The sequence below is a fragment of the Pseudoalteromonas sp. P1-9 genome, assembly GCF_001399975.1.
Lineage (GTDB): Bacteria > Pseudomonadota > Gammaproteobacteria > Enterobacterales > Alteromonadaceae > Pseudoalteromonas.
Genome location: NZ_LKBD01000002.1, coordinates 39,583 through 57,865 on the forward strand (window position 1 = coordinate 39,583; position 18,283 = coordinate 57,865).

Annotated in this window: 12 protein-coding genes and 1 riboswitch; of the genes, 10 read left to right on the top strand and 2 right to left on the bottom strand. The window is 42.0% G+C overall.

Annotated elements, in window-relative coordinates:
* Nucleotides 1-6: 6 nt before the first annotated feature.
* Complete coding sequence (locus AN214_RS01495; RefSeq protein ID WP_082428454.1) at nt 7-945, bottom strand: Solitary outer membrane autotransporter beta-barrel domain; 939 nt, start codon at nt 943-945, stop codon at nt 7-9.
* Between the two features lie 175 nt (nt 946-1,120).
* A riboswitch (Lysine riboswitch) is annotated at nt 1,121-1,315 on the top strand.
* A 125-nt stretch (nt 1,316-1,440) separates the two neighbouring features.
* On the opposite strand from AN214_RS01495, the gene dapA reads away from it, so the two are divergent.
* The 5 genes from dapA to AN214_RS01520 all read left to right on the top strand — a co-directional run bounded on the left by dapA (nt 1,441) and on the right by AN214_RS01520 (nt 6,508).
* Nucleotides 1,441-2,322, top strand: a complete 882-nt coding sequence (gene dapA / locus AN214_RS01500; protein ID WP_054978120.1) for a 4-hydroxy-tetrahydrodipicolinate synthase — start codon at nt 1,441-1,443, stop codon at nt 2,320-2,322.
* A gap of 12 nt (nt 2,323-2,334) precedes the next feature.
* Entirely contained in the window at nt 2,335-3,075 is a 741-nt protein-coding gene (locus tag AN214_RS01505; RefSeq protein ID WP_010561625.1) for a 2,3,4,5-tetrahydropyridine-2,6-dicarboxylate N-succinyltransferase, read from the top strand.
* On the top strand, nt 3,075-4,280 hold the full coding sequence (locus AN214_RS01510) for a PLP-dependent decarboxylase (protein ID WP_054978121.1): 1,206 nt from the start codon (nt 3,075-3,077) through the stop codon (nt 4,278-4,280). The genes AN214_RS01505 and AN214_RS01510 overlap by 1 nt, the downstream gene beginning before the upstream one ends.
* 2 nt (nt 4,281-4,282) lie before the next feature.
* Nucleotides 4,283-5,395 carry a succinylglutamate desuccinylase/aspartoacylase family protein gene (locus tag AN214_RS01515; RefSeq protein ID WP_054978122.1) on the top strand — a complete coding sequence of 371 codons (1,113 nt, stop codon included), beginning with the start codon at nt 4,283-4,285 and terminating at the stop codon, nt 5,393-5,395.
* 108 nt (nt 5,396-5,503) lie between these two features.
* The gene (locus AN214_RS01520) at nt 5,504-6,508 is read left to right on the top strand and encodes a phospholipase A (RefSeq protein WP_054978123.1); all 1,005 of its coding nucleotides are present in this window, start codon (nt 5,504-5,506) and stop codon (nt 6,506-6,508) included.
* A 240-nt stretch (nt 6,509-6,748) separates the two neighbouring features.
* On the opposite strand, the gene typA is transcribed toward AN214_RS01520, so the two are convergent.
* Nucleotides 6,749-8,575: a translational GTPase TypA gene (gene typA, locus AN214_RS01525; protein ID WP_054978124.1), complete on the bottom strand. Its 1,827-nt coding sequence runs from the start codon at nt 8,573-8,575 to the stop codon at nt 6,749-6,751.
* A 461-nt stretch (nt 8,576-9,036) separates the two neighbouring features.
* Here typA and glnA point away from each other — a divergent pair, with 461 nt between their 5' ends.
* From glnA to AN214_RS01550, 5 genes are all read left to right on the top strand, one after another.
* On the top strand, nt 9,037-10,443 hold the full coding sequence (gene glnA, locus AN214_RS01530) for a glutamate--ammonia ligase (RefSeq protein ID WP_054978125.1): 1,407 nt from the start codon (nt 9,037-9,039) through the stop codon (nt 10,441-10,443).
* A gap of 224 nt (nt 10,444-10,667) precedes the next feature.
* Entirely contained in the window at nt 10,668-11,198 is a 531-nt protein-coding gene (locus AN214_RS01535) for a DUF4124 domain-containing protein (protein WP_054978126.1), read from the top strand.
* A 101-nt stretch (nt 11,199-11,299) separates the two neighbouring features.
* Entirely contained in the window at nt 11,300-12,376 is a 1,077-nt protein-coding gene (gene glnL, locus AN214_RS01540) for a nitrogen regulation protein NR(II) (protein ID WP_054978275.1), read from the top strand.
* Nucleotides 12,376-13,770 carry a nitrogen regulation protein NR(I) gene (gene glnG, locus AN214_RS01545; RefSeq protein WP_054978127.1) on the top strand — a complete coding sequence of 465 codons (1,395 nt, stop codon included), beginning with the start codon at nt 12,376-12,378 and terminating at the stop codon, nt 13,768-13,770. The genes glnL and glnG overlap by 1 nt, the downstream gene beginning before the upstream one ends.
* 143 nt (nt 13,771-13,913) lie before the next feature.
* On the top strand, nt 13,914-18,173 hold the full coding sequence (locus AN214_RS01550; protein ID WP_054978128.1) for a PAS domain-containing protein: 4,260 nt from the start codon (nt 13,914-13,916) through the stop codon (nt 18,171-18,173).
* Nucleotides 18,174-18,283 lie beyond the last annotated feature (110 nt).

The window sequence follows — 18,283 nt, forward strand, 5'->3', positions numbered from 1 at the left end:
TTGGAGTTACTCTTCATTGAAGTAGATTACAATACTGCCGCCACTAAGTACACTACCCTCGTTGTAATGCAAGCCAATGCCGATATTATCAAACCAAGATGTCCACGGCCGAGTGTCAATTAATAAGCCGCCACCGTACTCATAATAATGGCCTGTGCTAAAGGCGCTACGTGCGTCTCCACCCAAATCAACACGCTGAAATTTAAGATAGATTGACTCTGTATGTTTTAATTTTTGGTCGAGCTTAATGGTTGCCCTAACGCTATTCGCAAAATACCAGCCTGATGGGGTTGAATCACGTGTTGCATCATCACCACCAAACCCTTTACCAAAGAAGTGGTTATAGCTCGACTTAACTAACCAATGACCCCAACGACTGGCTTTTCTGCGACTGAGAGTTAACCCCATATCGGTTAACACTGAGTTTGCAGTTGTATTAAAATAAATACCTTCCACCTCTGCTTTAGCGGCGCGGCTTTCAGGGCTGTTGTAGTCATGAATATTGTCGTAATGCATCACATGCGCACCAATTGAGCCTTCTAACAACCAATTATCGTAACGATACAGCGCTGTTTCATAATCGGCATAAGCGGTGAAGATTTGATCATGGCTATCGTCGGGAATGGTCACATCATCCAGCAATATTTCTTGCGATTGTGAAATATAAGAAAAGTGCGTGTTTATGCGTGAATCTTCGTCTAACGTGTAGGTATAAGGCAGTGCAAATACTTGTAGCTGAGTTCTTAAATCAACACTTTTATCGCCCGCATCATCACCGAGTTGCTCTAAAATATTAACCGGGTCAAAGTTACCAAAACCAAAGCGCACTACGTCAGAGTCACTTAATACTACCGAGGACGCAAACGATTCCTCATAGGCTTTTTTCACCGATGCATCGCATGGCAAGGTTATAAAAACGCACAACAGAAATACTAACTTTCTCACAACTAACGATTTTTACTTAATTTCAACGGCAATAGCCGCTAGTTATATCATTAAACATCATGCGATTGCAGTGCTCTAAAATAAATTTTATTGACATTTAGACGTCCAAAATGTTTCAATTGCCGCTCAATCACCCTATTTTACGTTAGTGGCTATTTAAAATAGCGGCTAGCTTAGGGCTGGAAGAGGTGCGTTATTCAGGTAGTTCAGTTGAGGGGAGCAAACTCCAAAGACACTGAATGAGGGGAATTAACGCCGAGAGATAAGCTTTTTTGCTGATAACTTATCTCGGGCGCTTGGGCTGAATCCCGGCGACTGTCACCAATTACTTGTATTAAGTAAATATGTTTGGTGGAGAGCTTCTGGTCTTAGAAAAATAAGGCCATTCGCCTTATCTATTTTTTAAGTCCATTGCTCTTCGAATTTTTAGTTGTTCGAAGCTGGACTAAGCCTTTCTCTTATCCCTTCTTCGAACACATATTAAGTTCGCTAGAGATGAAATCACAATTTAATTTGACGCAGTACCCGCTGTGGACTGCATTAGTCACTCCCTTCACTGAGACGGGTGAAGTTGACTATGACAATCTTGCGCAATTAGTAGCAGATCAACAAGATGCCAACAATGGCATTTTATTACTCGGCAGCACAGGTGAAGGTTTAGCATTAACCATCGCAGAGCAGCAGCAAATCGTGCGTTTTGTCTGTGACTTATCACCGACTGTACCTTTGATGGTTGCTGTAGGCGGGGTCAACTTAACGCAACAACTTGAGTGGTTAGAATTCTGTAACCAACAGCCGATTGACGCACTATTACTAGGTTCACCACTTTACGCTAAACCCGGCATTAAAGGCCAAATTCAGTGGTTTGATGCATTACTCAGTGCCACAGAACTTCCTTGCATGTTATATAACGTGCCAGGACGCAGCGCCGTGGCACTTGCTCCTGAACTGTTATCAGCATTAAGTCATCACACCAACTTATGGGCTTTAAAAGAAGCCAGTGGTGACATTAGTAAATTTGAAGTATTTAGAAGCAGCAATCCTAATGTGGCTATTTACAGTGGCGATGATGCCTTAATGCCATATTTTGCCCAAGCTGGCGCAAAAGGTTTAGTATCGGTTGCTGCGAACGCATGGCCTAAACAAACCGCAGAGTTTGTTCGCAGATCGCTTTTAGGCACACCAAACCTGTTTACTACTTGGAGCGACGCGGTAAATAGCTTATTTGAAGTAGCTAACCCTGTGCCGGTAAAAGTGCTAATGCACCAGCAAGGCAAGCTCAACACCCCAAATTTACGTCCACCGCTTACCCATCATGAGCTGGAATCACCTGCAGCAATTCTCGCTGCTAATCAAACAATTTTATCTTGGAATTAAGAGAGAAGTACTATGAACTGGCAAGAACTATTAAAAAACCTAGAGAACGGCACCTTACGCGCAGCAAACCAAGATGAAAATGGTAACTGGCACGCGAACGTTGAAGTTAAAAAAGGCATTTTAGATGTTTTCAAAAATGGTACTAATACTGAATTTCCAGGTGGTTTTGTAGATAAAGATAACCTTGCTGTACGCGGTTTTTCGGCACAAGAAGGTGTACGTATGGTGCCAGGTGGCACGAGTGTTCGCCCAGGTGCCTATGTTGCAAGCGGCACAGTGATTATGCCACCAGCCTATGTGAATATTGGTGCCTACATCGACACCGGCACTATGGTTGATAGCCATGCATTAGTAGGCTCATGTGCTCAAATTGGTAAAAACGTACATTTAAGTGCTGCAGTGCAAATTGGCGGTGTTTTGGAGCCTGTTGGCGCAAGCCCAGTAGTAATTGAAGATGATGCATTTATCGGCGCAGGTTGTGTCATCGTTGAAGGTGTGGTCGTTAAAAAAGGTGCGGTACTTGCACCGGGCGTGCGTCTTTCTGCGACTATTCCTGTTTATGACTGTGTAAATGAGCGCGTATTAGAAAAAGGCGAACCAATTCCAGAAAATGCGATTGTTATTCCAGGTTCACGCCCTTCATCAAGTGAATGGGGCCGCGAGCAAGGCTTAAGCATGTCATGTGCCCTTATCGTTAAATATCGCGATGAACAAAGCGATGCATCATTAGAACTGGAAGAGGCTTTACGTTAATGAGCTTTTTGAGCACACCACAACGTCAATTACTTGCAGATCTTTGCCAACAAACAGATCTGCCATTTTATCTATACGATTTAGATAAGCTAGAAGCACATTTAACGCAGCTTACATCACAAAATGTGGTGAAGCTTTGGTACGCAGTAAAAGCAAACCCGCTTTCGGCGATCATCCAAACGTTAGATAAATGTGGCTTTGATTTTGATGTAGCAAGCAGCGGCGAACTAAATCAAGTTTTAGCCCAAGGCATAAACGCAAAACGTGTGCTCAACACTGGACCTGCAAAATCGAAAAAGCAGATCCAGCATTTTCTCGACAAAGGTGTTCGCACCTTTGTTGCTGAAAGTCACAACCAATTGGCTTGGTTAAACCAAGCTGCAAGAGAACATAATATAACCCTGCGAATTTTATTGCGGGTGCAGTTACGCTGGCCTGATGGCGAAAAGAATCCGCTAGGTGGCGATAGCTTAACGCCGTTTGGCCTTGGCTGTGACGACTGGGCCACATTGAATATTGCAGATTTCCCAGCGCTCGACTTTGCCGGTTTACATATTTTTCAGTGGGGCAATATGCTCAGCACAGAGAAGCTAGCTGAGCTTTGGCGCGCCATGATTACACCATTACAAAGTTTAAGTAAGCAACTCGGATTTGATCTACGTATTTTAGATTTAGGCGGTGGCCTAGGTATTCCTTATTGCGCATCAAGCACAGAGCTTATCTGGCAAGAATTAGTAGATGCTCTGGCAACAATAAAGCACGCGGTAGGCTGCGAAGAGCTTTGGATGGAGCTCGGTCGCTATGCGGTTGGCGAAGTGGGCTTTTATGCCAACCCTGTCGTTGAACAAAAGCAAAACTACGGTGCTAATCAACTCATTGTTGCTGGCGGTATTAACCACATTTTACGCCCTGCGGTTACCAATCAGGCATTCCCTGCTGAGTTATTGCGTGAAACAGACAGCAAAACTAAACCCTATTTAGTGCACGGACCACTTTGTACAGCATTAGATAGCTTAGGCGAATTTGAATTAGCCAACGATATTAACGACACTGACTGGCTTATTTTTGCCCAATGCGGCGCGTATGGCTTTACTGAAAGTATGCCGTACTTTTTATGCCATGAATTACCAGCCGAATTTGTCGTAAAAAATGGCGTCGTAACATGTGTCAGACAAAGCGAAAGCGCTGATTATTACTTGAGGTAACTATGAACCTAATCACCCAAGAAAACATTCAAGTTGGTGAAATTGCCAACGGCTTACCGCTGACTATTCCGGTTTATCGCCTCAAAGGAAACGGCACAGGGTCAAATGTGTATATTCAAGCCAATATGCACGGTGCTGAAGTGCAAGGTAATGCGGTGATATACCAGTTGCTTGAAAAACTGAAGCGCGAGACGTTGGCATCGAACATTACCTTAGTGCCTTATGCGAACCCAATTGGTTGTAATCAAAAGTCGGGGGAGTTCACTTTGGGGCGCTTTGATCCAGTTACGGGGACCAACTGGAACCGTATGTATCAAAACCACTCGGCTTTGGTCGATGGCTTTGTTGCGGAATATTTGGATGCTGATATCGCTACGATTAAAAGCGCGTTTCAATCGCGCCTAATCAATGCAACTGCGGAAATTTTAGAAGGACCAAGTTACGCACTCAATACGGGTAAGCGAATTGCTTTAAACTTACAAAAATTAGCGCATCAGGCAGACATTGTGCTCGACCTGCACACAGGGCCAATCTCAGCTAAGCATTTATATTGCCCAGAATATGCCAAAGACAGTGCCCGCTTTTTTGATATTGAGCATGTGTTACTTATTCCAAATGAATTTGATGGCGCAATGGACGAAGCGAACTTTTGTCCATGGTGGCAACTAAGCCAAGCCTATAAAAAAGCAGGTCGCGACATTCCCGTTTTAGTGGAAGCCTTTACCGTTGAACTGGGATCTCAAGAAAAGATTGATCTGACAGAAGCCGCTAACGATGCAAATAGCATACTAAGCTATTTAACGTATAAAGAAGCATTGCAAGATTCACATTACCAGCCACAAGCCATTACCCGCTACGCCTGTTACTTAAATGATTATCTTGCGTATTACGCCCCAATGGGTGGCATGGTTGAATACACAGCAGCGCTCGGTAGTCACGTAAAAGCAGGCGATACCATTGCCAAAATTTTACGTATGGAACGCTATTTGTCTGAGCAGCCACTAAATGAAATTACCCTAGAGCAAGATGGCATAGCAATTTTGCACTTTGCTTCAGCCAGCGTAAATCAAGGCACTGAGCTTTATAAATTTTTTACAAACTACTTTGAATTGTAACAGTTGCGTGAGAAGTCCCCTTTGGGGCACAAGGCGGCAAATATGCCGCCTTTTTTATGTGTCTAAAATGGTTATAATAAAAGCTCACTCATTTTAGGGATATAATTAATGCGCCTTTTAGCTTCTAGCTTAATACTCTCACTGGCCAGCTCGCTTGCATTTGCAAACGATGACACTTCCGAAAAAGAACTCGCCAAGCAATGTATTCTTAACGAACTTGCTGCGGGTGATGATTCGCAAACGCTTGCTGAAGTTAAGAAAAAGTGTTTGAAAATAACAGATATGGATGACATGTCGGCAATTGATAAACGCGTTATCCGAGAAAAAGTTACCACTAATAACCCCAATGTAATTACGCCACATAATCGCAACTATATTCTACCGGTGACTTACATGGATCGCCCCAAGAACACACCTGCAGAAAGCGACCCTAACCTCAAAGGTGCGCCTTTAGATGAATTAGAGGCTAAGTTTCAACTTTCGTTAAAAGTGCCGCTATACCAAGTTAAGTCTGATATCGACCAAGCATTTTATTTTGGTTTTACCATGCAGTCGTATTGGCAACTCTACAATAATGATATTTCATCGCCATTTCGTGAAACCAACTATCAACCTGAAGTATTTTGGATGAATTTACTGGACGATGAAAATCGTTTATGGGGTGACGAAATGGGCATAGTGCTTGGTTTTGAACACCAATCAAATGGCCGAAATATTCCACTTTCTCGCTCTTGGAATCGAATTTATGCGAACCTGTTTTGGGAGCAAGATGGCTTTGTCTTTAGCTTTAGACCCTGGTACCGCATCCCTGAAGAAGAAAGACGCAACGAAGATGACCCAACTGGTGATGACAACCCAGATATTGATGATTATATGGGACACTTTGAGTTTGCTACGATTTATCGCTATGAAGAACATGAGTTTACCGTAATGTTACGCAACAACTTAAAGTCAGATAACAAAGGTGCAGTGCAACTTGATTGGTCATTCCCTGCATGGGGGCGATTACGTGGATATGCGCAATATTACAATGGTTATGGCGAAAGCTTGATTGATTACAACCAACACATTGAACGCTTTGGTGTAGGTATTTTATTAACTGACTTTTTATAATTTCATACCAATTCTGTTAAGTATGTGATCAGGGATAGCGCTGGATAAATGAAATGCTAACAAGGCGGGATTTTTCTTATGTAGTTGTTCTACATTGATAAATTCTAACGTAGTTAGCATGATATTTAGCCCGCTAGGATGATTAGCTACTTAAGCGAATTGGTACCAGAGCATTTAGTTAAATTTCAAACATAAAAAAACCAGCCTAGGCTGGTTTTTTATTACAAAACGAAATCGCTATTACGCTTTTTTCGATTCGCGGCTAGCACGCTTACGCTCGCTTTCCGTAAGAAGTTTCTTACGAATACGAATGCTTTCTGGCGTTACTTCTACTAGTTCATCATCATCAATAAACTCAAGCGCCTGCTCAAGAGACATAATGATTGGTGGCACAAGGTTTTGTGCTTCATCAGTACCTGATGCACGAACGTTAGTAAGTTGCTTACCTTTAAGCGCGTTAACTGTAAGGTCGTTATCACGAGCGTGAATACCAATGATCATACCTTCGTATACTTCTACACCGTGACCGATGAATAGTTTACCGCGGTCTTGTAGGTTGAATAGTGCGTTAGTAAGCGCTTTACCTGTTGCGTTAGCGATAAGTACACCGTTCTTGCGCTGACCAATGTTACCGCCTTTGTGAGGACCGTAGTGATCAAACGTGTGGTACATTAAACCTGAACCAGACGTTAGTGTCATAAAGTCAGTTTGGAAACCGATTAGACCACGTGAGGGCATCATGAAGTCCATACGAATACGACCTTTACCATCTGGTGCCATATCAGTCATTTCAGCTTTACGCAGACCAAGTTGTTCCATGATAGAACCTTGGTGCTCTTCTTCAACGTCAACTGTTACTGTTTCGTATGGTTCTTCTAGCTGACCATCTACTTCGCGAAGGATTACTTCTGGACGAGATACTGCAAGTTCGTAACCTTCACGACGCATGTTCTCGATTAAAATACCTAGGTGAAGTTCACCACGACCTGATACGCGGAAGCTATCTGGGTTATCTGTTTCTTCAACACGTAGTGCAACGTTGTGAACTAGTTCAGCTTGTAAACGCTCAAGAATGTTACGTGAAGTAACGAACTTACCTTCTTGACCTGAGAACGGTGAAGTATTTACAGAGAACGTCATGGTTACCGTTGGTTCATCAACAGAAAGTGCAGGAAGTGCTTCAACTGCGTTTACATCACATACTGTGTCTGAGATTTTAAGCTCACCCAAACCTGTAATTGCGATGATGTCGCCAGCTTGCGCTTGTTCAGCTTCGTGACGATCAAGACCTAAATAAGTAAGAACCTGACCTACTTTACCGTTACGCTTAGAACCATCAGCACCTACAATCGTTACCTGCTGGTTAACTTTAACCGTACCACGCTTAATACGACCTACACCGATAACACCGATGTATGAGTTGTAGTCAAGCTGTGAGATTTGCATTTGGAATGCGCCTTCAGGATCGGCATCAGGCTTTTCTACTTGATCAACAATTGCTTCAAACATAGGTTGCATGTTGTCTGACGGTGAGTCTAGATCTAACGTTGCCCAACCATTGATTGCTGACGCGTAAATAACTTGGAAGTCTAACTGGTCATCAGTCGCACCTAAGTTATCGAAAAGATCGAATACTTGGTCCATAACCCAATCAGGACGTGCGCCTGGTTTGTCGATTTTGTTGATAACAACGATAGGCTTAAGACCTAATGCGAATGCTTTTTGCGTTACGAAACGCGTTTGTGGCATTGGACCTTCTTGTGCATCAACAAGTAGCAGTACTGAATCAACCATTGAAAGAACACGTTCTACTTCACCACCGAAGTCGGCGTGTCCCGGAGTGTCCACGATATTAATGTGGTAGTCATTCCACTCGATTGCTGTATTTTTAGCTAGGATTGTAATACCGCGCTCTTTCTCGATATCATTTGAATCCATTACACGTTCTTCATTACCGCCACGTGTTTCTAATGTACCTGATTGCTCAAGTAGCTTATCAACTAGTGTTGTTTTACCGTGGTCAACGTGCGCGATAATCGCAATATTACGTAATTTTTCGATACTCATATTTTTACTCAAGTTAGTGCTCTGGATAGAAGCTACGGATTATCTAATAGGCACAATACCCATCAAAGCCCGCTAAAAATCTAAGCTAAACACCTTTTATGTCATCTTAATGATGACCTCAAAAGGGTCTGCGCCTGCAAAAAAGTGGCATATTATCCCCTATTACTGTGACAGATGAAAGTTTAGACAGAATAAAAATAGCTGATTTTTGCGATATTTTTGTCACATTACTGGTTTATTTTAAAAAATCGATTTTGGGCTTGCGATTTTAGCCGTGTTTTCTAGACTTTATCGCGCACCACATCAGTGCAAGCAAGGATCTTTTTGGTGCATCAAAATGGTGCAGAGTAAATTTAATTTACTAAAAATCATTAACATTCATTAAGTTATAAAACTGGCACAAAAGCCGCTTTATAAACAGCGATTTCACAATTAAAAACAACACACGGTTGGAGGACACTATGTCACACACGGTTTTACAATTTATCAAGGAAAACGACGTTAAGTTTGTTGACCTACGTTTCACAGATACAAAAGGTAAAGAGCAGCACGTTTCTATTCCTCATCACCAAGCTGACGAAGATTTCTTTGAAGATGGTAAAATGTTCGATGGTTCTTCAATTGCTGGTTGGAAAGGCATTAACGAATCAGACATGGTATTAATGCCAGATGCAGATTCAGCTAAACTAGACCCTTTTGCTGAAGAAGCAACACTAATCGTACGTTGTGACGTAGTAGAGCCTTCAACACTACAAGGTTATGAGCGCGACCCTCGTTCTGTAGCTAAACGCGCAGAAGAATACATGCGTTCAACTGGTATCGCAGATACTGTACTTTTCGGTCCTGAGCCAGAATTCTTCCTATTTGACGATGTTAAATACAAAACTGACATGTCTGGTTCTATGTACAAAATCGATGCTGAAGAAGCGTCATGGAACTCAGACAAAGACTACGAAGGCGGCAACTCAGGTCACCGTCCAGGTGTTAAAGGCGGTTACTTCCCAGTAGCACCAGTAGATTCATCACAAGACTGGCGTTCAGCTACTTGTCTAGTGCTAGAAGAATTAGGTCAAGTTGTTGAAGCTCACCACCATGAAGTAGCAACAGCTGGTCAAAACGAAATTGCAACTCGCTTTAATACAATGGTAATCAAAGCGGACGAAATTCAAGAAATGAAATACGTTATTCACAACATGGCTCACCTTTACGGTAAAACGGCTACATTTATGCCTAAGCCAATTGTTGGTGATAACGGTTCAGGTATGCACTGTCACCAATCACTTGCTAAAGATGGTCAAAACATCTTCGCTGGAGACAAGTACGGCGGTCTTTCTGAAGAAGCTCTTTACTACATCGGTGGTATTATCAAGCACGCTCGCGCAATCAATGCATTTGCGAACGCGTCAACTAACTCATACAAGCGTCTAGTACCTGGTTTTGAAGCTCCGGTAATGCTTGCATACTCTGCACGTAACCGTTCTGCATCAATTCGTATTCCAGTAGTACCATCGGCAAAAGCACGTCGAATCGAAGTTCGCTTCCCAGATCCGACAGCTAACCCATACTTAGCATTCTCAGCAATGTTAATGGCTGGCCTTGACGGTATTAAAAACAAGATCCACCCAGGTGAAGCAATGGATAAAGATCTATACGATCTACCAGCTGAAGAAGCAGCTGAAATCCCAACTGTTGCAGCTTCATTAGACCAAGCACTTGCAGCACTTGATGCTGACCGTGAATTCTTAACTCAAGGCGGCGTATTCACTGACGACTTAATCGATGCTTACATCAATCTTAAGAGTCAAGAAGTAGAAAAATTAAACATGACAACTCACCCAGTTGAGTTTGAAATGTACTACAGCGTGTAATAATTTCACGCCTCCAGAATCAATTTATTGTTTCAATGTGTGTTCCTAAGCCCGTTCTGCGGGCTTTTTTTGTGGAAAAATGAATATATATATTATACATTTATACTATCTGAACCTTATCATATTGTTTCGCTGGGTATTTTATAGCTAGTTTTTCTGTAAAACAGGCGAATTTTTCCGTTCAGTACTAAAATAAAAATAACATATCTAAGCAAGGAGCTGATGTGGCTTTTAGAAGCGCGCTGCTATCACTTTTAATTTTTATCATGTTACTGCCGGTAACAAACGTCGTTGCAAAAGAAATTTATATGTGGCGCGATGAAAACGGTGTTTTAGTATTCTCAGATACGAAACGTCCGGGCGCAAAAGTGATCTCTTTAGCTGACGATAAAGCAACCAGCATGAAAAAAGCGGATACATCCATCTTTGATAAACCGGATGACCCCAATAAAAAAATTGAATACGGCATTGAAGTTGTATCGCCAAGTCATGAAGAAACGATTCGTGATAACACTGGCTCCCTGCACGTTTCTATTCGCATAACACCAAGCTTTAATCCCAAATATAAAGTACAGCTATTATTTAATGGCAAACGCAACACCCCTCCGCAATCCAAATCGGTTTTTGTAATGCGTAATGTGGACCGCGGCGCACATACAATTCAAGCGCAACTATTTGATGAAAAAGGTAATGCTGTTGCAACCAGCGAGCAAATCACCTTCTTTATGCACCGCGCAAGCAGTATCGCAAAATAACTCTCTAAATAAGCTCATTGCGGAACGCTTCTTGCTTTTTTCTAATTAAACATCAATTTACATTGATTTTAATTAAAATAGCGCACTAAAATGGTGCAATGATGCTTAAAGACTTATCCAGCTACATTAAACTACTAGAAAATCTCACAAGCTGTGTATTGTTAGTCGATGGTGACTTTAAACTTCACTACGCAAATACCAGCGCAAGCGAATTATTTGGCATCAGTACCAAACGCATTGTCACAACCAATTTTAAACAACTATTTCATTATCACTCCATTGATCTGCATAAGATCCTAGAAAATACCTTTCTCAGTGGTAACGATTGCGTTCAACATCGTGCCAACGTGGTGTTTAACGATGGTCGACACGCAACCATTAGCCTTTCAACACGTCGCGTCGAGTTAGATAACCAGCTTTTAATGCTGCTTGAATGCCGTTCACTTAACCAAGAGCTCAAGCATGATCAGGCTTCACACCAAATGCACCAACAAAGTGCAGCGCGTAATTTAATCCGTGGTCTCGCCCATGAAATTAAAAATCCGTTAGGTGGTATTCGCGGTGCAGCGCAATTACTACAATATGAGAGCGACCAGCAAGAACGCGAACAATGTGCCAACTTAATTATCGAACAAGCCGATCGTCTCACTGAGCTTGTTGACCGACTACTTGGGCCAAACCAGCTACCAAACAAAGAATGGATCAACATTCACCAAACCTTAGAGTCAGTGATAAAACTGAGCTTGTTAGACAATCAACACAAAATAAAACTCGTTAAAGATTACGATCCGAGTATTCCCGATGTGTTTATCGATAACGGTAAAATTCAGCAAGTACTGCTCAACATCGTTAAAAACGCGCAACATGCGCTAAATAAACTGGCAGAGCTTGGTACTATAACGTTAAAAACCCGAGTTAAACACCATGTACGCTTGCATAACAAGGCATTTAAAAATGCACTCATCATTCAAGTTATCGACAACGGCCCTGGCATTGATGAAGCACTAAAAGAAACCCTATTTTTTCCTATGGTCACCAACAAAGATGGCGGCTCAGGTTTAGGGCTAGCCATTGCACAAACACTTATTGACCAACATCAAGGCTATATTGAATGTGATAGTTGGCCAGGCCACACCGAATTTAATATTTATCTACCCCTGTCTATGGAGAAGCCATAATGAAAACCGTTTGGTTAGTTGACGATGACGCTTCGATTCGCTTTGTACTAGAAAAAGCACTTAAGCGTGCAGGTTTTAATACCGAATCATTCGCCAGTGCAGAAGCTGCAGCCTCTGCACTTGAATACGATCAACCAACTGTACTGATTTCAGATGTGCGCATGCCAGGCCAAGATGGCATGTCATTGCTAGAAAATATTGTTGAGCAAAACCCTGGCTTGCCGGTGATTATTATGACCGCCCACTCCGATCTCGATTCTGCTGTACAGGCTTTCCAAAAAGGGGCATTTGAATATTTAGCAAAGCCATTTGATTTAAATGAAGCTGTTTCACTTGTTGAAAGCGCATGTCGTGCCAACACACGCGTTAAGGTAAAACCGAAAAAAGTCGAGAAAAAAGCCCCCGATATTATTGGTGAAGCGCCTGCCATGCAGGAAGTATTTAGAGCCATAGGTAAACTCAGCGCATCGAGCATGAGCGTACTTATCAACGGTGAATCCGGTACGGGTAAAGAGCTGGTTGCAGGCGCGCTGCATAACCACAGCCCACGTCGTGAAAAAACCTTTATAGCGCTCAATATGGCGGCAATTCCAAAAGACTTAGTTGAGTCAGAGCTATTTGGTCATGAAAAAGGGGCATTTACCGGTGCCGATAGCGTGCGTAAAGGCCGCTTTGAACAAGCTAATGGCGGTACACTGTTTTTAGATGAAATAGGTGATATGCCGCTTGATGTGCAAACTCGTTTACTACGTGTGCTTGCCGACGGTGAGTTTTATCGTGTTGGTGGCCATCAAAGCATAAAGGTGGATGTACGCATCATTGCCGCAACCCACCAAAACCTCGAGAAACTGGCCCGAGAAGGCAAATTCCGAGAAGACTTATTTCACCGCTTAAATGTAGTTCGCTTAAAACTGCCACCACTGCGTGAACGCAGCGTCGATATTGAAAAGTTAGCCAATTACTTTTTAAGTCGCAGTGCCAAAGAGCTCAAAGTCGATAGCAAAATTCTCTCTAAAGAGGCAGCCAATAAAATGATGGAATTTGCATGGCCGGGCAATGTACGCCAGCTCGAAAATACCTGCCGTTGGCTCACGGTTATGACCCCAGGTCAGCTGATTAGCGTTGAAGATTTACCCAGCGAAATTACCGAAAAAATAAGCCACAGTGACAATAGTCATGATTCAAACTGGCAACAGCAATTTCAAGTGTGGTTTGAAAACGAGCTAAAACAAGGCAAACACAATATTTGGCCAGACATTCAAAACAAGATTGAAAGTCAAATTATCAAAAGCGCACTTAAACACAGCAATGGTCACAAACAAGATGCCGCACATTTAATTGGTTGGGGACGTAATACCTTAACCCGTAAGCTTAAAGAGCTAAATATCGATTAACTACTTCAGGTTTAGATAAAAAATAGTAAAGGCACTTAAATCTGAAGTAAGCACCTGTTTTTAATCATTTTGCGCTGGCAAGACGCGCCATTTAGTGCAATATTTAAGGTTCTAAATATAACAGCACCGCCTCAGGAAGTTGAATGCTTAGCACGGAGTCTTTACTTACTAACTTTTCCAAGCGTTATAAAACGGCGCTTTTTGCAATTGCGGTGCTCATTTCATGCGCGTTTTTAATAATTACTCTGCAACAACAGCAGCAAGAAAGTTATGCCAGTATTGTAAACAGTGCCGGCGAGCAGCGAATGTTGTCGCAGCGTATTGCTTTATTTACTCAACGTGAGCCAACCCAATACCATCAACAGCAACTTGCGAAAGCTGCAGAAAAGCTATTAAGCAATCAAACCCTGCTAATAAAACAACTTGAGCTGTTTGACGAAAACGCCCAGCAACAAATTAAACAAATTTACTTTTCTGATAATCAGCTGCAAGCAACCCTTGAAGCTTACGCTAATGCAGCGCTATCTCTCTCGCAAGGAAAAGCGCTTTCGACATCGCAAAATAGTTTATTTTCAACAGATAAAACCGACCAAATACTCACTCAATTAGACCAAGTAGTGAGTGTATTTGAAAGTGCAGCAATCCTTGATAAACAACTACAGAATGAGCTGATTTATATTACCTGGATTGGCTCGCTGCTATGCCTAATCGGACTTGCGATAGCAATACTAAAGCCTACGCAATCTTGGCTTGTAGATACCTACTCTAAACTGCTAACGCAGCGTAATCGAGCATCTGATTTTGAGTTCGCAATCAATAAACATTCTGCAGTTTTGCGAGTTGATAACCAAACGAACATCTTGTACTGCAATAAAATGTTCACGCATTTTTATGGTTATGAGCAAAATGAGATTATTGGCCATTCAACGCGTACGCTCAGAAGTTATTACCATGATGACGCCCTTTATCAAGAAATAACCGATGCCATCACAAAACACACAGTATGGCATGGCGAACTATATAATAAGGCTAAAAATGGGCGTTTTTATTGGTTTAGCACCACCATAGTGCCGCTGCGTAGCAATGATGAGCAAAAAGACACATCAATCATTATTCAAAACGATATTACTGAGCAAAAACATGCCGAGTTAGCGTTTAAAAGCCTGCACGAAATAACCAGTGATATCAATGCGAGTCTTGATAATAAAATGAATGCCATGCTAACGCTCGGTTGTGATATTTTTCAGCTACCGCTTGGCATAGTGAGTGAAATTTCAAACAACTATAAAGTGCTATACGCAAAAAGCCCAAATAACGAAATTTCACCAAACGACCAATTTGATTTTGAAAATACCTACTGCTTTCACACCTTTAATGCTGACCAAGCTATTGCATTTCATCACGTAGCAAAAAGCGAAATTGCAACGCATCCTTGTTACTTAAACTTTGGCTTAGAAAGCTATATTGGCTGCCCTATTTTTGTCGACGGCAAGCGCTTTGGCACACTAAACTTTTCAAGCCCTGATGCCTCATCTCACCCGTTTACTAATAGCGATCTCGAGTTGATCCGATTATTTGCCCACTGGATTGGCTTTGAATTAACGCGCACAGCGCAACAAAACAAATTACTTTCACAGCGTCAGTTAATGGAAGAAATGAGTGAACAAGCGCTCATTGGCGCGTGGGAATATAACGTAACAAACAATTCGTTATATTGGTCACAAATGACCAAGAAAATCCACGAAGTCAGTGACAATTTTGAGCCTCAAGTTGAAACAGCAATTGATTACTATAAGCCAGGCGAAAACCGTGACCGCATCGCCAAGTTGATGGCAAACGCAATTGAGCATGGCGCACCTTTCCAAGAAGAGCTGCAATTAATCACAGCTAAAGGCAACGAGAAATGGGTTGCGGCGCGCGCTCAACCAGAAATGCTCAACGGCCAATGTCTACGTGTATTTGGTTCATTCCAAGATATAACCGAGCGAGTTTTAGCGCGAGACAATTTAACCGATACCAACCAGCGCTTACAGTTTGTGCTGCAATCTACCAGCGTGGGTATTTGGGATTGGGACGTTGATAGCGGAAAAACTATCTTTAATGATCGCTGGGCAACCATGATTGGCTACACGCTTGATGAATTAGCACCCACTTCAGTAGATACTTGGATGAGTTTGCTACACCCCGATGATTTAGCCAAAGCAGAACAGCAATTACAGCGTCACTGGCAGGGAGAAGCCGAACACTATAGCTGTGAAACCCGTATGAAACATAAAAATGGCGAATGGGTTTGGGTACTCGACACCGGTAAAATAGTTGAGTGGCATGCTGATGGTTCGCCAAAACGGATGATCGGTACACATCTCGATATTCACCAGTCGAAGCAAGCTGAACTCGAAATTCAAGATAAGAATGAGCGTATGGCGCTTGCCGCAGACTCCGCGGGCATAGGTATTTGGGATTACAACGTTCAGACCCAAGAATTAAAGTGGGACGAATGGATGTTCAAGCTATATGGCATTGACCAAAATAGCTTTATTGGAGCGTACGACGCTTGGGAAAGTGGTTTGCACCCCGATGACAAAGCCACTGCCGTGGCCGCAATTACACATGCCATGGAAACCAACTCTAAATTTGATACGGAATTTAGAATTATCACACCAGCAGGTGAAACACGCTATATTAAAGCGTCTGCAATCAATAAACTTGATGGCAACGGGCAAGTATCAAATATGATCGGTGTAAACTACGATATTACCGAGCGTGTTGAAAACGAGTTAGCACTTACTAAAGCCAAAGTTGAGGCTGAAGCCGCCATAATTGCCAAAGATGAGTTTTTAGCCAGTATGAGTCATGAGATTCGAACACCGATGAATGGCGTTATTGGCATGCTTGAGTTAATGCTAGATAGCCCATTAACGGATGAGCAAACGCACCGGTTAAACATTGCAAAGAATAGCGCTAACTCGCTATTAATTCTAATTAACGACATTCTCGATTTTTCAAAAATAGAAGCAGATAAGCTTGAACTAGAACAAATTCAATTTGATTTACACCTGTTACTTTCTGAACTTGTTGAGTTATTTGCAACCCGCGCAGAACAAAAACAGCTTGAGCTTATTTTAGATACGGTCAATTTAAATGAGCATTTCGTAATCGGCGATCCCGGACGAATTCGTCAAATTCTGAGTAACTTAATCGGCAATGCCATTAAATTTACTCACCAGGGTGAAGTCATAGTGAGCGCGGCTCTACAAGATGACAGTGAACACTATTGGCGCCTCACCTTAGCGGTAAAAGATACAGGCATTGGTATTTCCAAAGAAAAACATCAACATGTGTTTGAGCTATTCAGCCAAGAAGATTCTTCAACCACACGCAACTATGGCGGCACTGGGCTTGGTTTAGCTATCGTAAAACGGTTATGTAATCACATGGATGGCGATATTAGCTTAACCAGTGCGACAAACGAAGGCAGCGAATTTGTTTGTAATTTACGTATTAAAAAGGCAAATCAAAGCTCGCTTTCTCAGCCTAATGTAGCAATAAGTGGGTTAAATATTTTAGTTGTCGATGATAATCAAACTAACTGTGAAATATTAGCAAAACAGCTTAAAAATTGGGGCGCCAAGGTTACTACGTTTTCAAACGGACAAGAAGCTTTAGCGCTATGTAATACATTCAAAGGGACAGATAAGTTATTTGATGTAGCGGTACTTGATATGCAAATGCCAAAAATGAGCGGTGAAATGCTAGCTAAAGAGCTTAAAGCGGATAATGAGCTGGCTGCAATTAAGTTAATTATGATGACCTCAATGCAACACAAAGGTGATGCTAAACATTTTGCAAAGATTGGCTTTGATGGCTATTTTCCAAAACCTGCGACCAGTGCGGATCTGCGCGCGGCCTTGCAGATTATTGTTGATAACGGCGAACCGTTAAAACACGCTAAACCACTGCTAACACGCCACTATATTAATGAGCTTAACAACCCACCAGCTTTACCTAATAATGACGATTTACCGCAGCTTGATGTATTGTTAGTTGAAGATAACCCGATAAACCAAATGGTTGCCAAAGGTATACTAGGAAAGCTTAAATTAACCTGTGACACCGCTGAAAACGGCCTTGATGCAGTAAATAAGCTAAAAGATAGATCGCAACCGTATGATGTCATTTTTATGGATATTCAAATGCCAGAAATGGATGGCTACCAAGCAACAAATGCCATACGAAAAAACCAATGTGGTGAGCAACACCAACACACAACCATCATTGCGATGACCGCCAACGCGATGGAAGGTGATAAAGAGAAGTGCTTCGCTGCGAGCATGAATGAGTATATTTCGAAGCCTATTTCAATTGACGATGTAAAAGGCAAGTTAAAGTTACTGTTTACGTAATCCCCTTATGGTAGCACTTGTGAATTATCGTGAATAAATTCTATATCTACTATAGTGTCTAATTTAATAAACTGTTGTTAACACACAATAGCTGAAAACCAGTGTTTAAT

Excerpts from the sequence above, each read along its gene's own strand:
- AN214_RS01550 (WP_054978128.1), top strand. The coding sequence starts at position 13,914 with ATGCTTAGCACGGAGTCTTTACTTACTAACTTTTCCAAGCGTTATAAA.
- glnG (WP_054978127.1), top strand. The coding sequence starts at position 12,376 with ATGAAAACCGTTTGGTTAGTTGACGATGACGCTTCGATTCGCTTTGTA.
- glnA (WP_054978125.1), top strand. The coding sequence starts at position 9,037 with ATGTCACACACGGTTTTACAATTTATCAAGGAAAACGACGTTAAGTTT.
- AN214_RS01505 (WP_010561625.1), top strand. The coding sequence starts at position 2,335 with ATGAACTGGCAAGAACTATTAAAAAACCTAGAGAACGGCACCTTACGC.
- typA (WP_054978124.1), bottom strand. The coding sequence starts at position 8,575 with ATGAGTATCGAAAAATTACGTAATATTGCGATTATCGCGCACGTTGAC.
- AN214_RS01510 (WP_054978121.1), top strand. The coding sequence starts at position 3,075 with ATGAGCTTTTTGAGCACACCACAACGTCAATTACTTGCAGATCTTTGC.
- glnL (WP_054978275.1), top strand. The coding sequence starts at position 11,300 with ATGCTTAAAGACTTATCCAGCTACATTAAACTACTAGAAAATCTCACA.
- AN214_RS01515 (WP_054978122.1), top strand. The coding sequence starts at position 4,283 with ATGAACCTAATCACCCAAGAAAACATTCAAGTTGGTGAAATTGCCAAC.
- dapA (WP_054978120.1), top strand. The coding sequence starts at position 1,441 with ATGAAATCACAATTTAATTTGACGCAGTACCCGCTGTGGACTGCATTA.
- AN214_RS01520 (WP_054978123.1), top strand. The coding sequence starts at position 5,504 with ATGCGCCTTTTAGCTTCTAGCTTAATACTCTCACTGGCCAGCTCGCTT.